20 protein-coding genes are annotated in these 19,091 nt (G+C 61.3%); 18 read left to right on the forward strand and 2 right to left on the reverse strand.

The window, feature by feature from the left end:
* Window positions 1-10: 10 nt before the first annotated feature.
* From ACILSQ_RS19725 to ACILSQ_RS19750, 6 genes are read left to right on the forward strand one after another with little or no spacing between them, the layout of a single operon-like run.
* Window positions 11-163 (forward strand): hypothetical protein, encoded by a 153-nt coding sequence (locus ACILSQ_RS19725; protein WP_395745371.1) that lies wholly within the window; start codon window positions 11-13, stop codon window positions 161-163.
* Window positions 164-175: 12 nt separating this feature from the next.
* On the forward strand, window positions 176-844 hold the full coding sequence (locus tag ACILSQ_RS19730; protein ID WP_395745372.1) for a cbb3-type cytochrome c oxidase N-terminal domain-containing protein: 669 nt from the start codon (window positions 176-178) through the stop codon (window positions 842-844).
* Between the two features lie 16 nt (window positions 845-860).
* The gene (gene ccoG, locus ACILSQ_RS19735) at window positions 861-2,294 is read left to right on the forward strand and encodes a cytochrome c oxidase accessory protein CcoG (protein WP_395745373.1); all 1,434 of its coding nucleotides are present in this window, start codon (window positions 861-863) and stop codon (window positions 2,292-2,294) included.
* A complete protein-coding gene (locus ACILSQ_RS19740; protein ID WP_395745374.1) occupies window positions 2,257-2,442 on the forward strand; it encodes a hypothetical protein in 186 nt (61 codons plus the stop codon). The genes ccoG and ACILSQ_RS19740 overlap by 38 nt, the downstream gene beginning before the upstream one ends.
* Window positions 2,439-3,131, forward strand: a complete 693-nt coding sequence (locus ACILSQ_RS19745; RefSeq protein ID WP_395745375.1) for a sulfite exporter TauE/SafE family protein — start codon at window positions 2,439-2,441, stop codon at window positions 3,129-3,131. The genes ACILSQ_RS19740 and ACILSQ_RS19745 overlap by 4 nt, the downstream gene beginning before the upstream one ends.
* Window positions 3,132-3,147: 16 nt before the next feature.
* Window positions 3,148-5,484, forward strand: coding sequence for a heavy metal translocating P-type ATPase metal-binding domain-containing protein (locus tag ACILSQ_RS19750; protein ID WP_395745376.1), 2,337 nt, complete (start codon window positions 3,148-3,150; stop codon window positions 5,482-5,484).
* Window positions 5,485-5,487: 3 nt separating this feature from the next.
* Here ACILSQ_RS19750 and hemB read toward each other — a convergent pair whose 3' ends face one another.
* Together hemB and ACILSQ_RS19760 are read right to left on the reverse strand one after the other, a co-directional pair.
* The gene (gene hemB, locus ACILSQ_RS19755; protein WP_395745377.1) at window positions 5,488-6,462 is read right to left on the reverse strand and encodes a porphobilinogen synthase; all 975 of its coding nucleotides are present in this window, start codon (window positions 6,460-6,462) and stop codon (window positions 5,488-5,490) included.
* Window positions 6,463-6,566: 104 nt separating this feature from the next.
* A complete protein-coding gene (locus tag ACILSQ_RS19760) occupies window positions 6,567-7,274 on the reverse strand; it encodes a hypothetical protein (protein WP_395745378.1) in 708 nt (235 codons plus the stop codon).
* Window positions 7,275-7,374: 100 nt separating this feature from the next.
* On the opposite strand from ACILSQ_RS19760, the gene ACILSQ_RS19765 reads away from it, so the two are divergent.
* The 12 genes from ACILSQ_RS19765 (at window position 7,375) to ACILSQ_RS19820 (ending at window position 19,078) form a co-directional block, all read left to right on the forward strand.
* Entirely contained in the window at window positions 7,375-11,412 is a 4,038-nt protein-coding gene (locus ACILSQ_RS19765; protein WP_395745379.1) for a protein kinase domain-containing protein, read from the forward strand.
* A gap of 136 nt (window positions 11,413-11,548) precedes the next feature.
* Window positions 11,549-12,169, forward strand: coding sequence for a hypothetical protein (locus tag ACILSQ_RS19770; protein ID WP_395745380.1), 621 nt, complete (start codon window positions 11,549-11,551; stop codon window positions 12,167-12,169).
* A gap of 32 nt (window positions 12,170-12,201) precedes the next feature.
* Window positions 12,202-12,876 (forward strand): hypothetical protein, encoded by a 675-nt coding sequence (locus tag ACILSQ_RS19775; protein WP_395745381.1) that lies wholly within the window; start codon window positions 12,202-12,204, stop codon window positions 12,874-12,876.
* A gap of 101 nt (window positions 12,877-12,977) precedes the next feature.
* Window positions 12,978-13,277: a hypothetical protein gene (locus tag ACILSQ_RS19780; protein ID WP_395745382.1), complete on the forward strand. Its 300-nt coding sequence runs from the start codon at window positions 12,978-12,980 to the stop codon at window positions 13,275-13,277.
* A 60-nt stretch (window positions 13,278-13,337) separates the two neighbouring features.
* Window positions 13,338-13,820, forward strand: coding sequence for a hypothetical protein (locus ACILSQ_RS19785; RefSeq protein WP_395745383.1), 483 nt, complete (start codon window positions 13,338-13,340; stop codon window positions 13,818-13,820).
* 321 nt (window positions 13,821-14,141) lie between these two features.
* Window positions 14,142-15,293, forward strand: a complete 1,152-nt coding sequence (locus tag ACILSQ_RS19790; protein ID WP_395745384.1) for a tyrosine-type recombinase/integrase — start codon at window positions 14,142-14,144, stop codon at window positions 15,291-15,293.
* 42 nt (window positions 15,294-15,335) lie between these two features.
* Window positions 15,336-16,403, forward strand: coding sequence for a hypothetical protein (locus ACILSQ_RS19795; protein WP_395745385.1), 1,068 nt, complete (start codon window positions 15,336-15,338; stop codon window positions 16,401-16,403).
* A gap of 157 nt (window positions 16,404-16,560) precedes the next feature.
* Window positions 16,561-16,773: a hypothetical protein gene (locus ACILSQ_RS19800; RefSeq protein WP_395745386.1), complete on the forward strand. Its 213-nt coding sequence runs from the start codon at window positions 16,561-16,563 to the stop codon at window positions 16,771-16,773.
* A 135-nt stretch (window positions 16,774-16,908) separates the two neighbouring features.
* Entirely contained in the window at window positions 16,909-17,436 is a 528-nt protein-coding gene (locus tag ACILSQ_RS19805; protein ID WP_184340971.1) for a hypothetical protein, read from the forward strand.
* Window positions 17,433-18,245 (forward strand): RecB family exonuclease, encoded by an 813-nt coding sequence (locus ACILSQ_RS19810; protein ID WP_395745387.1) that lies wholly within the window; start codon window positions 17,433-17,435, stop codon window positions 18,243-18,245. The genes ACILSQ_RS19805 and ACILSQ_RS19810 overlap by 4 nt, the downstream gene beginning before the upstream one ends.
* 61 nt (window positions 18,246-18,306) lie before the next feature.
* A complete protein-coding gene (locus tag ACILSQ_RS19815; protein WP_395745388.1) occupies window positions 18,307-18,690 on the forward strand; it encodes a hypothetical protein in 384 nt (127 codons plus the stop codon).
* Entirely contained in the window at window positions 18,629-19,078 is a 450-nt protein-coding gene (locus ACILSQ_RS19820; protein ID WP_395745389.1) for a hypothetical protein, read from the forward strand. Before ACILSQ_RS19815 ends, ACILSQ_RS19820 begins: the two co-directional genes overlap by 62 nt.
* Window positions 19,079-19,091 lie beyond the last annotated feature (13 nt).

The raw sequence follows: 19,091 nt of genomic DNA on the forward strand, positions 1-19,091 counted from the left end.
TCCGCACCCCATGTACAAGCGCATCGTTTACGAAAACTGGCACCTCGTCGTGCCCGTCATCTCCTTCGCCACCACCGTGCTCGTCTTCGGCATCATGACCCTCCGCGGCATGCTGCTGCGCAAGGACAAGGCCAAGCACATGTCCAACCTGCCACTCGAATAATTCCCTCCCGCCATGGACTCCAAGCAGCCCACTCCCAGCAATCACGAGCCCGAGCTCCGCGACCACGTTTACGATGGCATCCAGGAGTATGACCAGAAGCTGCCCAACTGGTGGCTCTTCACACTCTACATCACCATCGCATGGTTCACCATCCACTGGCTCTGCTACTACCAGCTCGGCTTCGGCAGCAGTGACACCAGCATCATCGACAAGACCATGGCCGAAATGCAGAAGGCGCGCGACAAGCAGATGGAAACCATCACGGACGACCAGCTCTGGGCGCTCTCACGCGATCCCGCCACCGTGGAGGCCGGCAAGGCTACCTTCATGACCCAGGGCATGTGCGTGAGCTGCCACGGGCCCCTGCTGGACGGAATGCTGGCCGGAGCCAAGCTGCCCGGCCTGCCGCTGAACGACCAGGAGTGGAAGCATGGCGGCACACCCACGGAGATCTTCAAGGTCGTGCGCAAAGGCTCGCCCGACATCACCAAAGGCATGGCCGCCTGGGAGCAGGTGCTGGGCATGAAGCGCGTCAGCGAAGTCGTCGCCTTCGTCCTCAGCCACCACAAGGAAGGAGAGCCCATCACTCGTGCGGCGGATTCCCCAGGTGCCACCGGCGCACCCGCCGCCACCACAACCTCCACTCCTTCAACCACAGCCACACCGCCTGCTGCCCAATAAGCTGCGAGCCCCGCAAATGTCCGCACCCGCCCCCAACCTCGTCTCCCTCGGATCCATCAACGAAGATGGCAGCAAAAAAACGCTGCACCCGGCCGATGTGTCCGGGAAATTCACCTGGGGCAGAAGGGGCGTGGCTCTGGTACTGCTCGTCATCTACATCGCGCTGCCCTGGATTCCAGTGAACGGCTTCCCCGCCGTGTTTCTGGATGTGCTGAACCGCCGCTTCCACTTCATGGGCCTCACGCTGGCGGTCCAGGACCTGTGGGTGGGCTTCTTTCTCGTCACCGGCCTGGGCTTCTCCCTCTTCTACGTCACGGCGCTCTTTGGCCGCGTGTGGTGCGGGTGGACCTGCCCCTACACAGTGTTTCTTGAGCACATCTACCGCCGCATTGAGCGCTTGATCGATGGTGACGCCGCAGCCCGGCGCAGGCTGGATGCCGCACCATGGACGGCGGCCAAGATTGCCCGGCGCACACTCAAGCACGGCCTTTACATCCTGGCCTCCCTCCTCATCGCGCACATCTTCCTGAGCTACTTCGTCTCGCTGGAGAAGCTCTACGAGATGATGCATCACTCCCCGCAGGCGCATGCCATCGCCTTCGGCGTCATGCTCTTCCTCACCGCCGGTCTCTACGGCGCCTTTAGCTGGTTCCGCGAGCAGTTCTGTGTCATCATGTGCCCCTACGGCCGCATGCAGTCCGCGCTGGTGGACGACGACACCATCAATGTGGGCTACGACAAAAAGCGCGGCGAGCCCCGCGGCAAGGCCGGCACCACCGGCGCAGGCGACTGCGTGAACTGCCTGCGCTGCGTGAACGTCTGCCCCACCGGCATCGACATCCGCAACGGCCTGCAGCTAGAGTGCATCGGCTGCGCCGCCTGTGTGGATGCCTGCGACAGCATCATGCTGAAACTGGGCCGTAAACCCGGCCTCGTGCGCTACGATTCCCTCACCGCCTTCAATGGCGGCAAAACCCGCCTCGTCCGTCCCCGCATCCTGTTTTACACCGGCCTGCTTCTGCTCGGGCTGGGCGTGTTTGGCTTCTCCGCCAGCCGCATCGAACCCATGCGCGCCAATGTGCTGCGCATGCAGGGCTCACCCTATTACGTGACCAACAACACGGTCCGGAATCAGTTTCTGGTCCGCCTCATCAACAAGCGCAACGAGCCGCGCACCTTCACTCTGACTCTGGCCGGAGACCTGCCCGCAGGTCTGACCGCCGCAGGTGCCGATGCCCCGGTCACCATCGCCGCGCAGGGGGAGGAATTGAAACCCCTCATGATCACCCTGCCTGAGGCCGCTTTCAAAGCCCCCTTCAAGCTGAGCATCACCATCACCGACACGAAAGATGGCAAAAACTACCACACGAAGCCCTTCGAGTTTGCCGGCCCAGACCAACGACTCAATTCCAATGACTACCTCAATCCCCAGCAATATCTCCAGAAGTGACACGCCCGGGTTTCTCGCACGCCGGCCCTGGCTGTGGGTGGTGTTCGCCTTTGTGGTGCTCATCAGCGCCTGGAGCACCCTGTTCTACATCGCCCTGCACAATCAGCCGGAAGTCGTGCCCCTGAAACACTTGATTCCGCCTTCATGATCCAGATCGACACCAGCGCCGCGGCCTTCATGGCGGGCATCGTCACCAGCCTGCACTGCGTGGGCATGTGCGGGCCGCTGTCGTGCTCCTGGGCCATCGGGCCGAAGGGCGGTGGCTTCATGAGCGGCACGGCGCTTTACCATGGCGGGCGGCTGGTATCTTATGGTGTGGCGGGGGCTGTCGCAGGCACCCTGGGCGCGGTGCCTCTGGCATTCTTCCAGCATGGCGCGGGCATGGTTCTGCCGTGGATGCTGGTGCTGGCTTTCCTCATCGTGGGCCTGGGCCTGGACAAGTGGCTGCCCAAGCCCGGCTTTTTGACCCATGGCCTGCGCCGCGTGCAGACCGCCGCCTTCAAACTGAAAAGCACCCTTCGCGCCGCCATCCTCGGCCTCGCCACTCCCCTGCTTCCCTGCGGCCCGCTTTACCTGATGCTGGCCCTCGCCTCGGCGAATGGCAGCGCCACCCGCGGCGCGGGTTTTGCGGTGGCCTTTGGCCTCGGCACCCTGCCCCTGCTCTTTCTCGCGCAGACCCAGCTCCATCTGCTTGGCGGCCGCCTCCAGCCCGCCACCATGCGCAAAGTGCAGCGCGGCCTCGCCCTGGTGACAGCCGTCGTCCTGGCCTGGCGCCTGCGCGACACCCTGGACTTTGGCAGTTCGGCCGCCGCGAGCTGCTGCCATGCCATGAACTAATACCAAATAAAATGCAATGAACGCAACCTGCAAACACTGCGGCACCCCCGTTCCGGCCACCCGGAGCGACGGCTTTTGCTGCGCTGGCTGCCACTCGGTGCATGACGTGCTCCAGCAGCAGGGCCTGGAGCACTTCTACGATCTCAAATCCGGCCTGAACCTGCCCCCGGTGCCGCCGCAGGCCATGCGGCAGCAGGACTACGGCTGGCTGGAAACCGCCACGCTGGCTGCCGAGGCCACGCGTGAAAATGAGGACGTGGCCGCAGAGCTGTGCGTCTCCGTGCAGGGGCTCTCCTGCATGGCCTGCATCTGGCTCATTGAGCGCGTCTTCGCCAAACTCGGCGGCACGCAGATCCAGGTGGACATCTCCAGCGGCGAGCTGCGCATGGCCTGGCAGCCGGGCAAATTTCAGCCCGTGGAGTTTGCGCGTGAGCTCCAGCGCTTCGGCTACCTGCTGGGCATGGCCCGCGCGGATGCCGGCCAGAGCCGCGACAACACCCTGGAGCGCCGCACCGGCGTGTGCGGCGCCTTTGCCATGAACGCCATGGCCTTCTCTCTGCCCGCCTATTTCGGCATGCCGACGGACTTCCCCTTCGCCCGCTGGTTTGATCTGGTAGCCGCAGCCTCCGCCACGCTGGCGCTGCTGGTGGGCGGCAGCTACTTTGCGCAGCGCGCCTGGCATGCCCTGCGCGCCGGAGTGCTGCACATCGACACACCGATCACGCTGGGCATCCTGGCGGCGTATGCGGGCTCCATCATCGGCTGGCTCAGCGGCGAGCCGGGGCTCAAGTACTTCGACTTCGTGGCCATGTTCATCTTCCTCATGCTGGGTGGCAGGCTGGTGCAGCAGATGGCCGTGGCCAGAAACCGCCGCCGCCTGCTGCGCGACCCGTCCATTCCTGAAAAGGAAATGCTGGAGGCGCTGAAGGCCGGTGCCAGCTTCACCGTGAAGCCCGGCCAGGCCGTGCCCGTGGCCGCAAAGCTCACGGACGACCACGCCAGCATCAGCCTGGAGTGGATCAGTGGTGAAAGCGACTCCTGCAGCCGCAGCAGCGGGCAGCTCCTGCCCTCCGGTGCTTTGAATGCAGGCACACGTGCGCTGAATGCGGTGGCGCTGGAAGCCTGGAATGACTCCACGCTGCACAAGCTGCTGGAAGCCCGCCGCGGCGGAGACCAGCGCGACCTGCGTCTGGAAAAACTGCTGCGCGGCTACCTCGTGGTCGTGGTCCTTGCCGGAGTCGTGGGCGGTCTCGGGTGGTGGTGGCACACGGGTGAATGGACTCGCGCCCTGCAGGTGATGATCTCCGTGTTTGTGGTGTCCTGCCCCTGCGCGCTCGGTGTGGCGGCGCCGCTGGCAGACGACATCGCCGCCGCACGCGCTGCGGATCAAGGCGTCTTTGTGCGCACCTTGGGACTATGGAAAAAGCTCACGCGCCTGCGGCAGGTGGTGTTTGATAAAACCGGCACGCTCACGCTCGAAAATCCGCTTCTGCTCAATGCCGAGGCCTTGGAAAACCTGGATGCCACCGCACGCCAGATGCTGCGCCACCTGACCAGTGGCAACCTGCACCCGGTGAGCCGCAGCCTCTTTGACGCCCTGGGCGGCATGCCCGATGACAGCCTGAATGCGGAGGTGGTGGAAGAACCCGGCCACGGCCTGCGCTGCGAGCACGCGGGAGCCGTCTGGACCCTCTCACGCCCACAAGACACGACGGCGGACGCGATTTTCACCCGCGACGGGCAGACGCTCTGCGCCTTCCGTTTTCGCGATGCGCTGCGCGCCGAGTCTCTGGCGCAGATGGAAGCGCTGCAAGAGCGCGGCCTGCGCGTGAGCATCCTCAGCGGTGACCGCGAAACCAAGGTGGCCGCCATCGCGAAACAACTGCACCTTCGACCCGGGCAATGGCAGCACAGCCTCACGCCGGACCAGAAGGCGGCGTGGATCTCCAGCCACGAACCGCAGAGCACGCTCTACATCGGCGACGGTGCCAATGACAGCCTGGCCTTTGATGCTGCCTCCTGCGCAGGCAGTCCGGTCACCGGCCGCAGCTTCCTGGAGCACAAGGCCGACTTCTACTTCTTGGGCCACAGCATGCGCTTCATGAGCAGCCTGCTAGATATTGCCGCCACGCACCGCCGTGCCGTTCATGCTGTTTTCGCTTTCTCCGTGAGCTACAACATCATCACCGTCATCGTCGGCCTTGCCGGACACCTCAGCCCCCTGCTGGCGGCAATCTTGATGCCCCTGAGCTCCGTCGTCACACTCTCGCTGGTGGCGCTCATCTTCAGGCGTTCACAAAACGCCGCAGAGAAAAGCGTCCCCCTGCCAGAGCCGGTGTGCGTCACAGCGTAAAACTCACCGCCACGCCGCGGACCACTGCTTCGCAAAGTAGGTCAAAATCATGTCCGCCCCGGCACGACGAATGCCGATGAGCGATTCATTCATGATCTTCGTTTCATCGATCCATCCGCCTGCGGCACCGGCTTTGATCATGAGATACTCCCCGCTGACCTGATACGCCGCGATGGGCAGCGTGCTGGCGGCGCGCAGTTTGGCGATGATGTCCAGATATGGACCCGCGGGCTTCACCATCAGGATGTCCGCGCCTTCAGCTTCATCCAGCGCAGCTTCCCGCAGGGCCTCGCGCGCATTGGCCGGGTCCATCTGGTAGGTCTTCTTGTCTCCAGCCTTCGGCGCGGAGTCCAGCGCACCACGGAAGGGTCCATAGTAGGCGCTGGCATACTTGGCCGTGTAGCTCATGATCGACACGGCCTGAAATCCCGCGCCGTCCAGCGCGTCACGCAGCGCCGCCACGCGGCCGTCCATCATGTCGCTGGGAGAGACGATGTCCGCCCCGGCACGCGCATGGCAGACCGCCTGCTGGCAGAGCACGGCCACCGTTTCATCATTCAAGATGCGACCGTCATCCGTCACCAGACCGTCATGCCCGTCGCTATTGTAAGGGTCGAGTGCCACATCCGTGATCACGGTGAGAGTGGGGTGCGCCTTTTTCAGGGCGCGGATGGCACGTGGCACCAGGCCGTCATCCGCATGGCAGGCTTCTGCGCCGCGCGTTTTGAGTTCATCCGGAATGCGTGGAAACAACACCACGGCGGGAACGCCCAGCGCGTGCGCCTCTCCAGCTTCCTTCACCAGTCCCTCAATGCTCCAGCGCGTGCAGCCGGGCATGGAGGCGATGGGCGTGTTTTCGCCGCCTTCCTGAAGGAAAAGCGGGTAGATCAAATGGCCGGGCGTCAATTCCGTCTCGCGCACGAGATCACGAATGGCGGGAGACTGGCGGTTGCGGCGCGGGCGGATCGGAAGGTTCATCTGCCGTGAATATACGTGGACATGGTGCGGGCTCAACACCTGCCTGGCAAACGTTCATCTCGCGCGGCGCCAGCCTGGCCTCACCCTCCGGTTTTCACACAAACTTAGATCCTCATCGCGGCCTGCAGGGCGTTGAGTTCTTCGTCGATCTGCTCTGCGGACGGCTCCTCCAGGGTTTCGGCAATGCGGCTCCGCAGAATTTTCCGGAATGACTGGCGCAGGCGCTGCACGGACTTGCGCAGGGCTTCGGCGGTTTTGCCGCATTGCGGCACCAGCACGGCATAGTCGGGCGGCACGGCGTCGGGGGAAAGGAAGGGCTCCAGCATCTGAAACTGCGCACCGCGCCCGGCCGTGGATTCTGCTTCCGCCAGATCCTGCAGACTCAGGCGCAGCAAGTTCGTGGCCCAGGTTTTCTCCAGCGTGCTCTCAGGGGTCAGGTGATCGGCCAGTTGCTCGTGGCGGAAGAGCTCCTCGGCGCTGTCATCCAGGCTCACGTTTCGGGGCTGCTGCCGGGCGCCACGGTGTCGGCTGGAGAGAAAGTGCTGCAGCGCGGTGCAGAGGTAGGAGCGCAGCCTGCCCTTCTCGGCGTCCGCCATTTTCAGCGAGCCGAGCCGCAGCAGCCGGGCCAGGAAATCGTGCAGCGCATCGGCGGCGTCATGGTGGTTGAGCCCGCGCTTGCGGATGTAGCAGTAGAGCGGGTGATGGTAGGCGGTGCAGATCTGGTCGAGGGCGCGGCGCGACTCTTTTTCATCGCCACTTTTAAGCCTGGCCACCAATGTCCATTGAGTCGTTGGAAAGCGTCCGTCCGGCATTTTGGCGGACGTTACGCGTGCGAGTGCTCACAATGCAAAGAGAAATGCCCGGGCCGCCGGGTGCCTTGCCAGCAGCCAAAGCTGTGCTTTTCTCGGGACCATGCCGGACCCGCCAGCCCTCCCGCCTCCGCCTCCGCATCCGCCTCCGCATCCGCGCCCTGCCGCACCGGCCGCAGCCTTGTTTGATCTCGGGTTTTCCACCGTCGGAGGAGTGGCGCCAGCCACACTGCCGGCGGCGGAGCTGGGCGGCGTGCTGCCGGCCTGCAATCCTGATGCGGCGGCGCCCTATGTTTTTGGCGGCCAGATCGCACGCGGCGGGATGGGCAGCATTCTCGATGCCTATGACTGCAAGCTGGGGCGCAGGGTGGCGGTGAAGATCATGCTGGCGGAAATGCACGCCACCCCGGCGCAAAAGCAGCGCTTCATCAATGAGGCCGCGGTGCTGGCGCGGCTCACGCATCCCAATGTGGTGCCGGTCTATGACATCGGCCGGGATGCCGAGGGCCAGCTTTTCTACAGCATGAAGCGGGTGAAGGGCCGCACGCTGCAGCAGATCGCCAATGCGCTGCATGAGCGCGAGCCCGGCGCGGCGGCGCAGCATTCGCTGGACCGCCTGCTGACCATCTTCCGCAAGGTGTGCGATGCCGTGGCCTTCGCGCACAGCATGGGTGTCATCCACCGTGACCTGAAGCCGGACAACATCATGGTCGGAGAGTTCGGCGAGGTGCTGGTGATGGACTGGGGCCTCGCGAAAATCCTGGGCCAGGGAGATGAAGCCGCCCTCGGTGCGCCGGAGTCCGGTGCCTGGCATGCCTCCGCGTTCATTGGCACGCTGGAAGGTTCCGTCATGGGTACACCGCAATACATGAGCCCGGAGCAGGCGGAAGGCAGGATCGCGGACATCGGCACCTGTTCAGACATTTTTTCCCTCGGCGCCATCCTCTACACCATCCTGACCCTGCGCCCGCCAGTGGAGGGCAGCACGGTCGATGAAATCCTGCACAAGGTCTCCACCGGAAACATCACGCCGCCGTCCTCCATCGGAGAGGGAGGAGGGGAAGGCGGGGCCGGAGCGGCGGACAGAGTGGCAGGAGTGAAGCGGCTGCAGCCGCTGCCGCACTGCCCGGGCGGTCGAGTTCCAGAGGCTCTCTCTGCCGTGACCATGAAGGCGCTGGCGCTGAGGAAGGAGGACCGCTACTCCGACGTGGCCGCCTTCAGCGCCGATATGGAAGCGTATCAAAACGGCTTTGCCACCCGCGCGGAAAACGCCCGCCCCTGGCGGCAGATGAAACTGTTCTTGAGCCGCCACCGCGCCGCCTCCATCACCACGGCCTTTGGCCTGGTCATGATCGCCATCCTCAGCGCAGTTTTCACCCATCGGCTCGTGATCGAACGCAACCAGGCCCTGGCAAGCGAGGAGAAGGCCACAGGGGCGCTGGATGATCTGAAGAAGACGGCACCCACCTTTTACAGTCTGGCGCAGGATCGCTTCACTGAGGGCAGCCTGCCGGAGGCGCTGGAGCAGATAGGCTACGCCCTCAAGCTCGATGACCGTGCTCCCGCCTACCACCTGCTGCATGCCGACATCCTGGCCGCAGCCAACCAGCCCGTCGAGGCGGTGGCGGCCTACCGCCGGGTGCTGGCCCGGAGCCCACAAGATACCCGCGCGCGGAGCGGCCTGGATGTCTCACTGCGCGCGGCGGAGGAGCGCAAAAAGCTGCTGGCCAGCGAGCGGCAGCTCGTCGCCTGGTGGAAAGGAGACGGGGACGCCCGGGATGCCATCGGCGTGAGTCATGGCAGGCTCATGGGCGGCGTGAAATTTGCCGCAGGGCGTCACGACCGCGCCTTTGGGCTGGATGGCACCAGCGGCTATGTCTCCGTCCCATCCGGCCCAGCCTGGGACTTTGGAGAGGGAGACTTCACCCTCGCGTTGTGGGGCAGCTTCTCCTACTCCGGTCCGGACCAGTGCCTGCTCTCCAGCGGTGGCAATGGATCGCACTGGTTTTTTCAAGTCGTCCGCGGACACCTGGAACTGGAGATCGCCGGAGAGAAGCGAAAGATTTTCACCTCGCCCTATCTGGGTCTGCGTTCGGGGACCTGGCATCACCTGGCCCTCACCCGCAGTGGAGGTGCCCTGCATTTCTTTGCCGATGGTGTGGAAGTAGCCTCGGAAAACTGGAGCGGCGCCTTCCCGCCTACGGCCGCGCCCCTACTCATCGGCCACCGTGAAGGCGGGGGATACCTGAACGGCATGGTACAGGATGTGCGCATCTACCGCCGCGCTCTTTCTGGCGCGGAGATTCACAGCCTGCATGATCCCGCCACCGCGCTGGCCGATACCGCAGCCCCCGCACCTGTGACGGCCAAGCCTGAGCCAGTGACCGGCTCCACCTGGCAGGTGCCTGACAAGGCATTTCTGGAGGAGATGTGCCGCACTGGAGACGTGGAGGGAATCCGCAGCTATCTGCAAAGCCTGCAGCAGCGGCCCAATGGCGACCACTACCTGGTGCTGAAGGTGAATCACCCGCGCAGCGTCCTGCCGTGGGACATCGCCTGCATGCTAGGCACGCAGGAGGCCATCCTGCCGCCCTCCGGCTATGCCGTCTTTGCCGTGCGCCCCGGCCAGCCGCGCGTGCTTTCCCTCATCGCCCCGGGCTGTCTTAGCGTGCAGCAGGAGCTGGCTGGCTGGGCACCGCTGATCACCCTGCGCACCCTCGAGCTGGAGCCTCTCCGCCCTGAGAAATCCGCCAGCCTGAGCGGTCGTGTGCTTGCCGCCAGCGGGAGTCCCGCCGCCAAAGCCATCGTGCGCCTGTGCGACTACGGCGCCGTCACAGAAACCGCCGCAGACGGCAGCTTCAGCCTGCGCGGGCTTTCCCCCGGGCGCTACACCCTGCGCGCAGAAGCCCCTGGCGGCGAGCTCCAGACGGAGATCACCCTGGCGGAAAAGGAAAACGCCAGCCGCGATCTCACCCTGGGCGCCGCCACCACCGTGGGCATTCGCTGGGCCGTGCAGACCATGGAGGGAGACCCCTCCCTCACCGGCCCCGGAGTGCGCAGCGGGAAGGCGTGGTTCAGCGCCAGACACGGCTGCTTCATTTTTGACCGCGGCGCAGAGCCGCGCACGCTCCCACCCGCCAGCACACGCCCCAGTGAAGACGGCAGCGAGGGTTTCTTCATGGAGGACTTCCGTATTCTGCCCCTGAACCGCGGCCGCATGAACGGCGGCGCCATTGATCTGGACCGCTTCCGAACCATTCCGGACGGCACCCTCACCTGGCAGATACCCAATGCCCTGCGGCACAACACCGGACTGCACAACGAAGGCCGCCCCTTTGACAAAGTTTTCGCCGCCAGCCTGGAGAAGGCGGATGACATCGGTCACTACCCCAGGCTGGACGGCTTCCCAGTTTTCGCCGGAGAGGTCTATACCGTCCGCTGCCTTCACCGCGACTGCTTTGCCAAGCTGGAAGTGCTCGGCATCGTCGGGCCGGATGGCAAGCCCTTCCAGCCCTACCCCAGGACACACTGGCAGGACTTCCAGGCTCACAAGCAGGCAGAGAGCGCCCAGACCGCCCAGCTCAGCGCGCCGAAGGACGGCCGCCTGCACTGGGACATGGCGCGGGACTACAGCAGCGAGCACAATCCAAACGGCGCCTGGAGCTACGGCAGCCGCTGGTCCACCCAAGGAGACGGCTTTGAGCTCTCCCCTTACATTCTTAACAAGCTCTTCTGGCTGCCAGACAGCCGCACCATGTCCCCCAGCATCCGCAAAGGCCCCGTGGTGTGGCCGCATGACAATCAGCTCTGGGGCACCAAGGACAGGTCCGGCATTCCCGCCATACGCTGGACCTGCCCGGAAGATGGCAGGTATGAAATCAAAACCCTCTTCAGCGGGTATGACAGCCGCGGCGTGAATGTCATCCTGCACGTCATCGCTTCAGGCAGGCCGCTCTTTACCGGAGAAATCCACCGCTCAGGGGAGGTGCGCCCTTTCAACACCACGCTGGACCTCAAGAAGGGTTCCTATGTGGACTTCGCCGTCTCCTGGGACAAGCAGGCCGCCGGCGCCAACCCGGAATTCAACTGGACCAAAATCCAGGCCGTGATCACCCCCGCCAGCCCGGCAGAGGCAAAGTGACAGCGATAAGATCCCGCTTCAAAAAGCAGATCGTGTGTCACATCGGCGGCGAAGGCCGGTATTGGCAGGTGAGAAACCCGCACAGCCGTCGGCCCTTCGGGCGCCAGGCGCTCCTTTGCACCACACCATCCCCGCCATGTCCACCGCCCGCTTTACCACCCTCTTCATTTTCGCGCTAGGCCTGCTGTCCGCCTGCAATGCCCAAAGCACTGCCGGAACCGCGGCACCTGAAGCGCTGGCGGCTGGACGCTTTCAGGTTTCCATCTCCCCGCAGTGGCGGGTGGCGGAGGGAGAAGAGGAGGCCGCACTGAAAGCCGAAGTCAAAAAAGGAATGGATCAAATGATCGAACGCTACCGCAAGGATTCGGGGGGCGATCTGCGCACGCTGGGCATCCAGGACTTCGCGGCGGCGCAGCTCGCTGCCAGGTCGGGCTGGTTCATCGTTCACGAGATCAAAATCCCGCCGCAACAAAACTACTATGAGGACATGCAGGCGGAGAACCGAAAGAAGATCGAGTGGGGCATCCAGCAGGGAATGTTTCTGAGGGCGAGCGAAAACGGACTGGTGACGCTGGGCGGGCACAAATTCATCAAGACAGTCATGCAAAACCGAGGCGGTGGCCGCACCATCACACTGGCCTACTGGACGCCGCAGCAGCCCGCCCTCGTCACCCAGATCCTCGTGGTGCAGAACAACGACAATGCCGAGGTCAGCGCGCAGGTGGATGCGGCCATCGCCACCGTGACCGTGAAGTAAAACAACGAGAAGCGCCCCAGGCAACCAATCTCATGAACTCAACCACTTCATTCCGAAACACACTCGCGGCATGCCTGCTGCTGGCTGCGGGTGCCGCACACAGCCAGGAGAAAAAGGACCCGCCGGACTCCGCCGCAGGTGAAGTCAAAACCGTGATGCTCGCCAAGTTTGCGCTGAAGGTGCCGTCTGCGTGGCCGGCCTTTTCCTCAGCGGACACCATTGCGCTGCGCAGCCAGTTTCTGGTGCAGAGCAAACAGATCTACCAGCAGTACTCCGGCAGTGCGGATGACCCCGCCAAATCAGTGGATGTGGCCGCATTCCACCTGGAGCCGGATGATGGCGTGCTCATTGCCGTGGCGCTGAGCATCCCGCCGCAGGCGGACCTCATCAACACCCTGCGGCGCGAGGCCGGACAGAAGGCGGAGTGGGGCGTGCAGCAGGGATACATCCGCCAGTATCTCGGTCTCGTCGCGGTGGATGATGGCGAACTGAGCGGCTTCTACATCAAAAGCATCGGCAAAGGAGGCGGCGTGGAGGTGAGCGGCGGGCTGGAGCATAAAAAGTTAAAGAACACACTGATCCAACTGACACTCATCGCCCCGAAATCCTGGGATATGGAAAAGGCCGTCAGCACACTGAAGCCGCTGCTCAAATCCATCCGCCTGCCGGGAGAGGCCAGTGAAAAAACACCGGCGAAACAGCCATGACGAACCACGAACACACGAGCACAGCGATCTCGACAAGCCGGACAAGTCCTTCCGGTGGATCCGCCCACTTTCCACCTACATCCAACCATACCCACACGCTCATGAACCCGATCACCCAGTCCTCCATCATTCTGCTTGCAGCCTCCCTGCTGCTTTCCTCCTGCTCAGCGCCCCGGCCGCTGCAGGCCGCGCCCGCCGTCACGCACAACACAGGAGCCTCCACCGCGCGCACGGTTTGGCAGAAGGAAGTACCCGCCTCTGCTCCGGCCATGAGTGACCATGAGCTCATGTCAAAGGTCAACCGGGCCTCTGATCCGAACACATCTGCCGCAGAAAGAGCGCGCCTTATGAAAGCCATCATGAACTCCTCCAACCACATCGAGGGCGTCATCCAGCAGTGAGCTTCACGCTTGGCCACACCAAATCCAGCACGTCAGCCTTTCTCTTTTCCTCCACCTCCCATGACCACACCTCCCTCCATCCGCAAAGCCGCAAACTTCGCCGCCATCATCGCACTAGGCCTCAGCCCCTGCGCGTGTACCAGCACGAGCACCATGGGGCGTGAGTTTGATGTGTCCAAGGCCAGCCAGATCGTGAAAGGTAAAACAACCTCCTCAGAGGTGGAGGCCCTGCTGGGCGCTCCGCTGCGCAAACTGCCGGGAGGTGTCAACATCGCCGGACTGCCGGCCGGCGCGCCCTGCTGGTTTTACTGGCATGAAGCCACCCTGGTGAAAAAGACCCTCTCTCCGGGAGGAACTGTGGCCTACATGCTGCTGCCAAACCTCCTGACGCCGGATCCGGAAATCATGTTCAAGAAGCAAGGCACGCCACTGGGACCCAGCAAGAAGCTGTGGGTGACTTTTCCCCCCCAGATGATCGTCAACGGTGTGAAGACGGAGGTCCGGGAACGCCCCGTGGGAGCTCAAACCAGCAAAAAGCTCTGAGGACCGCAGGGTCTTTCTCTCCAGTCCCGCATCATGATGAAACACATGGAGCCCTCATGGTGAAGCATCATCTGAAGGGATGCTGATAAAAAAGGTGTTGGAAGCACACGGTCATGTTCCCGGCCATGTCTTCAGGTTGTCGTGTCTGCATGCCCACCACGTTGCGGGGTTCAACGTGGTGGCAGAGGGGAGATTTGAACTCCCGAGTCAAAAATCACAATCCACGCACGTCCAATAAAGTTTTAATTCATTGTTATTGAGTCATTTAATTTTAACCGGACATTGCTGGACAATACTGGATGTTCTTAGCTATGTTCACAGGTGGCCAGCCTCTGGAAACATCCTGAAAGCAAATTCTTCTTCGCATGCTTTACCGACCGTACAGGTCGCCGGCTGAAGCGCTCTACGAGGGAGACCAACCGTGCAAATGCACAGAAGATTGCCGACGGCTATGAGTTGGCCGCAAGGCAAAAACAGACGGTCCGGCAGATCAGGACTGTCATTGGCGAACTGCACAAGACAATTACAGGCCAGGATGTTGCCACACTCACCTTTCGAGAACATTGCGACAACTGGCTGGCTGAAAAGAAAGGCACCGCGCCTGCAACGCTCGTTTTCTATCGGGGATCGGTGAAGAAGTTCCTCACGTTTCTTGGAGAACGAGCGGATTCCGACATCAGCGAAATTGATGCAAAAACCATCCTCGCCTATCGAAACGAACTCATCACCTTGGTCAGCCCCAAGACAGTCAATCATGACATGAAGACAGTAAAAGCGTTGTTCAAAGCAGCGCGACGAGACCATCTACTGGTAGATGATCCAACGGAATTCATCGAAACCGTGAAGGGACGCACAGAGGCCAATCGGCGTCCTTTCACCATGGAGGAGGTAAAAAGGGTATTGGCCATCGCCAATGATGAATGGAGGAGCATGATCCTGTTCGGGCTGTACACTGGCCTGCGCATTTCAGATGTGGCAATGTTGCGTTGGTGCAATGTGGACTTGGAGAAGAAGGAAATCACAATCATCGTGCAAAAGACAGGCAAGTCGCTGATTCTTCCCATCGCTGCCCCCCTGGCATCTCATTTGGAATCCATACCCTCCTCAGACGATCCACGCGCACCTTTGCACCCCAAAGCTAACGGCACCTGGGAAAGGGAAGGCCGAACAGGCAGGCTTGGAAACCAATTTTCCGAACTACTGATAGACGCGGGCTTGCGCAAACCATCGCCAAACGCGAGTCCGAAGAAAGGACAAAAGGCTCGCCGTGAAACTCAAGAGCTTTCGTTCCACTGTCTGCGTCACACCGCCATTTCACTGATGAAAGAAGCAGGCATTCCAGAATCCGTGGTCATGGCGATTGTTGGCCATTCGAGCAAGGAGGTATCAGCCCGCTACACTCATGTCGGAAGCGAAGCAATGCAGAAGGCGGCAGACGCACTTCCTGATATTATGCTCTCGCACAAAACATGAGATATTTGCAGGCGGAGCCGAAATGAATAGAACCGTATCGCGATGAACATTCCTGATTCCCCTGCCCCATGGGCACTAGCCCTCGCAAATAATCTCAGTACGGATCATTGGAACGCGCTCAAGAACCCAGGAAAATTCACATCTGAAGAACGAAAAAATGCAGCAAGAATCATTCAGGCACTAGTCGAAGTGGGAGCAAGCGAAGTCAACAATCCCAGGAACGCTAAGCGGGGTCCAAAACCACGTGGAAAATCCAATCAAACAGATGACGACATTGCGAGTCTTTGGTCATGTATTCGCATGATTCTGGAACTTCCGAGTAAAACGAGCCTTCCGTCAATTTCCACAAAAGCAGGTTCTGTGCTCCAGCATTCACGAGCTTTCATGGAGAATCACTTATTGCTTACAACTGAAGAAGCCAGGATTGTTCAATTTCACCTAATGTCTTGGAGTCGAGCAACCCCCGACATTTCTGAAGAATGCAAAAATTTGCCCAGACCCATCAAGGAATTGAATCCGCCGGTCAGCCTTGATTTTTGGACCTGTTCCGACTCCCCTCAAGAAAAAGTTGGAGATAGTCGCCCAGAACGCTCAAAGCGCACCCAACATCTAGATGCAACATTCGTAAACCTCGTTCGCCTGATGGAATTGCACAAAGCTCCATTGCTTCATGACGAACGCGTAACAATTTTCACGGATGATCGTGACGAAGAGTGGCGTCACCTGGAATTTCATGAATTCAACTCCCCCCAAGAACTAGGTCTCAAGAAAAAAGACATTCTATGGACAGTCATCGGGAGACTGTTCCATCTGAAGACAATCCTTCATCAAGCCAGCTTTGCTTGGTCTCCTAATGACGCAGAGCACCTAATATTTGAGCTGGAAAATGCGACCAGACCATTTGGGCAATCACTAAAAAAATCTGGAATTGATCCGTCACTAAAAAAAACTGAGATTGATCCCGTCATCGCTAATCTTAGCACACTGAAAAGAATCATTGTTTCCTCATCGGATCGTCAAGGCATTGGCCCTTTCAGCTCTTTTCTTTCTTCGTTCATTTATAAATCGTTTCCGCTCCCGGCGTTACCGGGTCAGATCGTAGCAGGCTAACCCCTTGAGTCGCATCTTCGAGACCCTGCAAAAGTGTCGCACGAGGCACGAGATGCAGCAGAAAGACCCGGCAAAAAAGGACCTGCAATTCCCTGTCCATCCGCGTTATAAAGACTTGAGAGGTCGGGCTTTACCCCGGCCATTTTCATCCACCCACATGCCCCGGCGAACCCATTATTCGCCCTGCATTGACCGGGTCATCGTCTGCGCACTGTATCACGAAGGCCGGCGGCTACGCCGTCCCATGACGCGACTGGTCAACGATCTGCTCACCTCATCCCTGCAACACACGCAGGGATGGAGCATCGCTGCCACTCAGATGAGCGTCCCGGCTCAGGGCCGCATTCAGGAGACTGGCACCACCTGCTAGCCGCTCTACGTCGTCACAGCACCCACTTCACCCACCCGGTTCTCTCGCAAGAGGGCCCGGGTGTTTTGTTGTCGGGGCCATGTGGCGGCTTCTTCCCCCCAAGCACACCCACCCCAAATCAGGAGACACACCACCATGGCCATCAAACTCAGCGCCAACTACAGTAAAAAACTCGGCCTGCCCCAATACAGCAGCCACAGCTTCAGCGCCTCCGTTGAAGTCGAACTCAACGATATCAGCCAGGTCGAAGCCGAGGTGCAGAAGCTCTATCAGCTCCTGCAGCAGTCTGTCGATCAGGAAATCCAACAACCTGGCTTTGTCCCGACTGCCAACACCAACGGCAACAGCCGTCCAGCGCCCCAGCAAAAAGGACGAGCCCAGCCGGTCAACGGCAGTGGTCGCCCGTCTGCGTCATCTAGCGCCGACCGCTGGAACTGCACCGACGGTCAGCGCGGGTTCATCCTGCGCATCGTCAACGAAAACCCCGGCATCACCAAACAGGTGGCGGAGGATCTGTCCCAGCAGCTCTTCGGCATCGGCGTCAAGCAGCTCAACAAGATGCAGGCCTCCCAGTTGATTGAGGACCTGCTCGTCATGGCGGGGAAGCCCGCTCCACGCCAGACCCGCTGGCAGCAGCAACCCACAAACGCCCAAGCCGCATGAACACGCCCGCTGCCTCAAATCCAGAGCGCAGCGAGCAGGACGTCCTCACCGCATTGCAGGCAACGGTGTCAGCTTCCCGGCTGTCACTGTTCCTGCAATGCCGGTTGAAGTTCTACTTCCGCTACGTGCTCAAGCTCAAGAAGCCCAAGACAGCCTCGCTCCACCTCGGCAATGCGGTTCACGCCGTGTTGAAGGCCTGGAACAAGGCACGCTGGCTGCAGCAGCCGCTCTCACTCAAGGTGGTCCACGAGACCTACCAGACAGCCTGGGCGGACAACACCGAGGGATCTGTGAAATGGGAACCCGGGGAGGAAGAGGACGACAAAACCACCGGGTGGCGTCTTCTCGATACCTACCTGCGTGAAAGCCACCTCCCTGCCGCCATCAAACCTGACGCCGTGGAAGTCCCGGTGGAGGCTGATCTAAAGCAGCATGGCCTGCCCCGCCTGATCGGCATCCTTGATCTGGTGCAGCAACGCCAGATCATCGACTACAAGACCAGCGCCACGACTCCCAACGCCGACAAGGTCGCCCACACCACGGAAATCCAAACCTGCAGCTACGCCATCCTGTACCGGCACAACACCGGCGCACAGGAAGCAGGTATGCAGCTTCATCACCTGGTCAAACTCAAGAACCCCAAGGTGGTCATCACCACGTTGCCCTCCATGAGCCCGAGCCAGGAAACCCGGCTGTTTCGGCAAATGGAAGCCTACCTCGAAGGACTGCAGCGCCGCGACTTCATCCCTTCGCCTGGGATGCACTGCTCAAGCTGCGAGTTCTTCAACGAATGCCGTCGATGGCATTGAACTCTGCTGTAGGCCGGCGCTCACGACGAGCGCCGGCCTGTGGCTCATCCCCACACTCACCATGAAACATCTCATCCTCATCACCGGCCTGCTGATGCTGTTCGCCCCGAACATGCACGCTGGCTGGTTCTTCGACGATCCGCCGCCCCCACTGCCGGACCTTGGTCCGGAATACCGGGCCAAGATCTCCAAGCTCGAAGAACGAATGTCGGAACAGCAGGCAAACGCCGACCGCTGGAAGATTGCCACCGGCAGTCTCGCGTGCGGAGCTCTGCTGTTGTTTGTCATCGGAACGGCCCTCGGGGCCAAAACCCGCCAGCACTATGATGGAACAACAAGACTGGGACGAACAGTCCCCACCGCAGCCCCGTCAGCTCCCAACGGTGCCCGCCACCACGTGGGCGAAACAGGTCAGTCAGATCGTCGTCAAACGATGGCAGCCTGAGCCGCTCAGCGAACCGGTGGTTGATCAGGACCTGCCGCAGCTCAGTGCCATTGAGCGTTCGGCAGAAGTTGTCTGCTTCACCTGCCGACGGTTTGAATACTGGATCTCACCGCGGGGCATCCTCCGCGAATGGTTTAAGTTCAACCTGCGTCTCGCCCTTGGACTTGCGGTGCCCGCCTTGCTGGTGGCACCGCTGGTCACGCTGACATTGAAGCAGTTCAATGTCTGGATCGATCTCATTACGCGGACCACCTCCAACATGGTGCTCGTCCCGCTTTCAGCGCTGCTGGTCATCGGCCTCATTTGCGGGCTGATTTCCATCGGCAAATCGATCCTCACAATGCGCATGCGCCAGCAGCACCAACGCAGGGATCCTTACAACTACTGACGCGGAACCCACG

Source organism: Prosthecobacter sp., assembly GCF_044227185.1.
Lineage (GTDB): Bacteria > Verrucomicrobiota > Verrucomicrobiia > Verrucomicrobiales > Verrucomicrobiaceae > Prosthecobacter.

Excerpts from the sequence above, each read along its gene's own strand:
- ACILSQ_RS19770 (WP_395745380.1), top strand. The coding sequence starts at position 11,549 with ATGTCCACCGCCCGCTTTACCACCCTCTTCATTTTCGCGCTAGGCCTG.
- ACILSQ_RS19740 (WP_395745374.1), top strand. The coding sequence starts at position 2,257 with ATGACTACCTCAATCCCCAGCAATATCTCCAGAAGTGACACGCCCGGG.
- ACILSQ_RS19795 (WP_395745385.1), top strand. The coding sequence starts at position 15,336 with ATGAACATTCCTGATTCCCCTGCCCCATGGGCACTAGCCCTCGCAAAT.
- ACILSQ_RS19745 (WP_395745375.1), top strand. The coding sequence starts at position 2,439 with ATGATCCAGATCGACACCAGCGCCGCGGCCTTCATGGCGGGCATCGTC.
- hemB (WP_395745377.1), bottom strand. The coding sequence starts at position 6,462 with ATGAACCTTCCGATCCGCCCGCGCCGCAACCGCCAGTCTCCCGCCATT.
- ACILSQ_RS19750 (WP_395745376.1), top strand. The coding sequence starts at position 3,148 with ATGAACGCAACCTGCAAACACTGCGGCACCCCCGTTCCGGCCACCCGG.
- ACILSQ_RS19810 (WP_395745387.1), top strand. The coding sequence starts at position 17,433 with ATGAACACGCCCGCTGCCTCAAATCCAGAGCGCAGCGAGCAGGACGTC.
- ACILSQ_RS19730 (WP_395745372.1), top strand. The coding sequence starts at position 176 with ATGGACTCCAAGCAGCCCACTCCCAGCAATCACGAGCCCGAGCTCCGC.
- ACILSQ_RS19800 (WP_395745386.1), top strand. The coding sequence starts at position 16,561 with ATGCCCCGGCGAACCCATTATTCGCCCTGCATTGACCGGGTCATCGTC.
- ACILSQ_RS19725 (WP_395745371.1), top strand. The coding sequence starts at position 11 with ATGTACAAGCGCATCGTTTACGAAAACTGGCACCTCGTCGTGCCCGTC.
- ccoG (WP_395745373.1), top strand. The coding sequence starts at position 861 with ATGTCCGCACCCGCCCCCAACCTCGTCTCCCTCGGATCCATCAACGAA.
- ACILSQ_RS19780 (WP_395745382.1), top strand. The coding sequence starts at position 12,978 with ATGAACCCGATCACCCAGTCCTCCATCATTCTGCTTGCAGCCTCCCTG.
- ACILSQ_RS19775 (WP_395745381.1), top strand. The coding sequence starts at position 12,202 with ATGAACTCAACCACTTCATTCCGAAACACACTCGCGGCATGCCTGCTG.
- ACILSQ_RS19760 (WP_395745378.1), bottom strand. The coding sequence starts at position 7,274 with ATGCCGGACGGACGCTTTCCAACGACTCAATGGACATTGGTGGCCAGG.
- ACILSQ_RS19815 (WP_395745388.1), top strand. The coding sequence starts at position 18,307 with ATGAAACATCTCATCCTCATCACCGGCCTGCTGATGCTGTTCGCCCCG.
- ACILSQ_RS19805 (WP_184340971.1), top strand. The coding sequence starts at position 16,909 with ATGGCCATCAAACTCAGCGCCAACTACAGTAAAAAACTCGGCCTGCCC.
- ACILSQ_RS19785 (WP_395745383.1), top strand. The coding sequence starts at position 13,338 with ATGACCACACCTCCCTCCATCCGCAAAGCCGCAAACTTCGCCGCCATC.
- ACILSQ_RS19765 (WP_395745379.1), top strand. The coding sequence starts at position 7,375 with ATGCCGGACCCGCCAGCCCTCCCGCCTCCGCCTCCGCATCCGCCTCCG.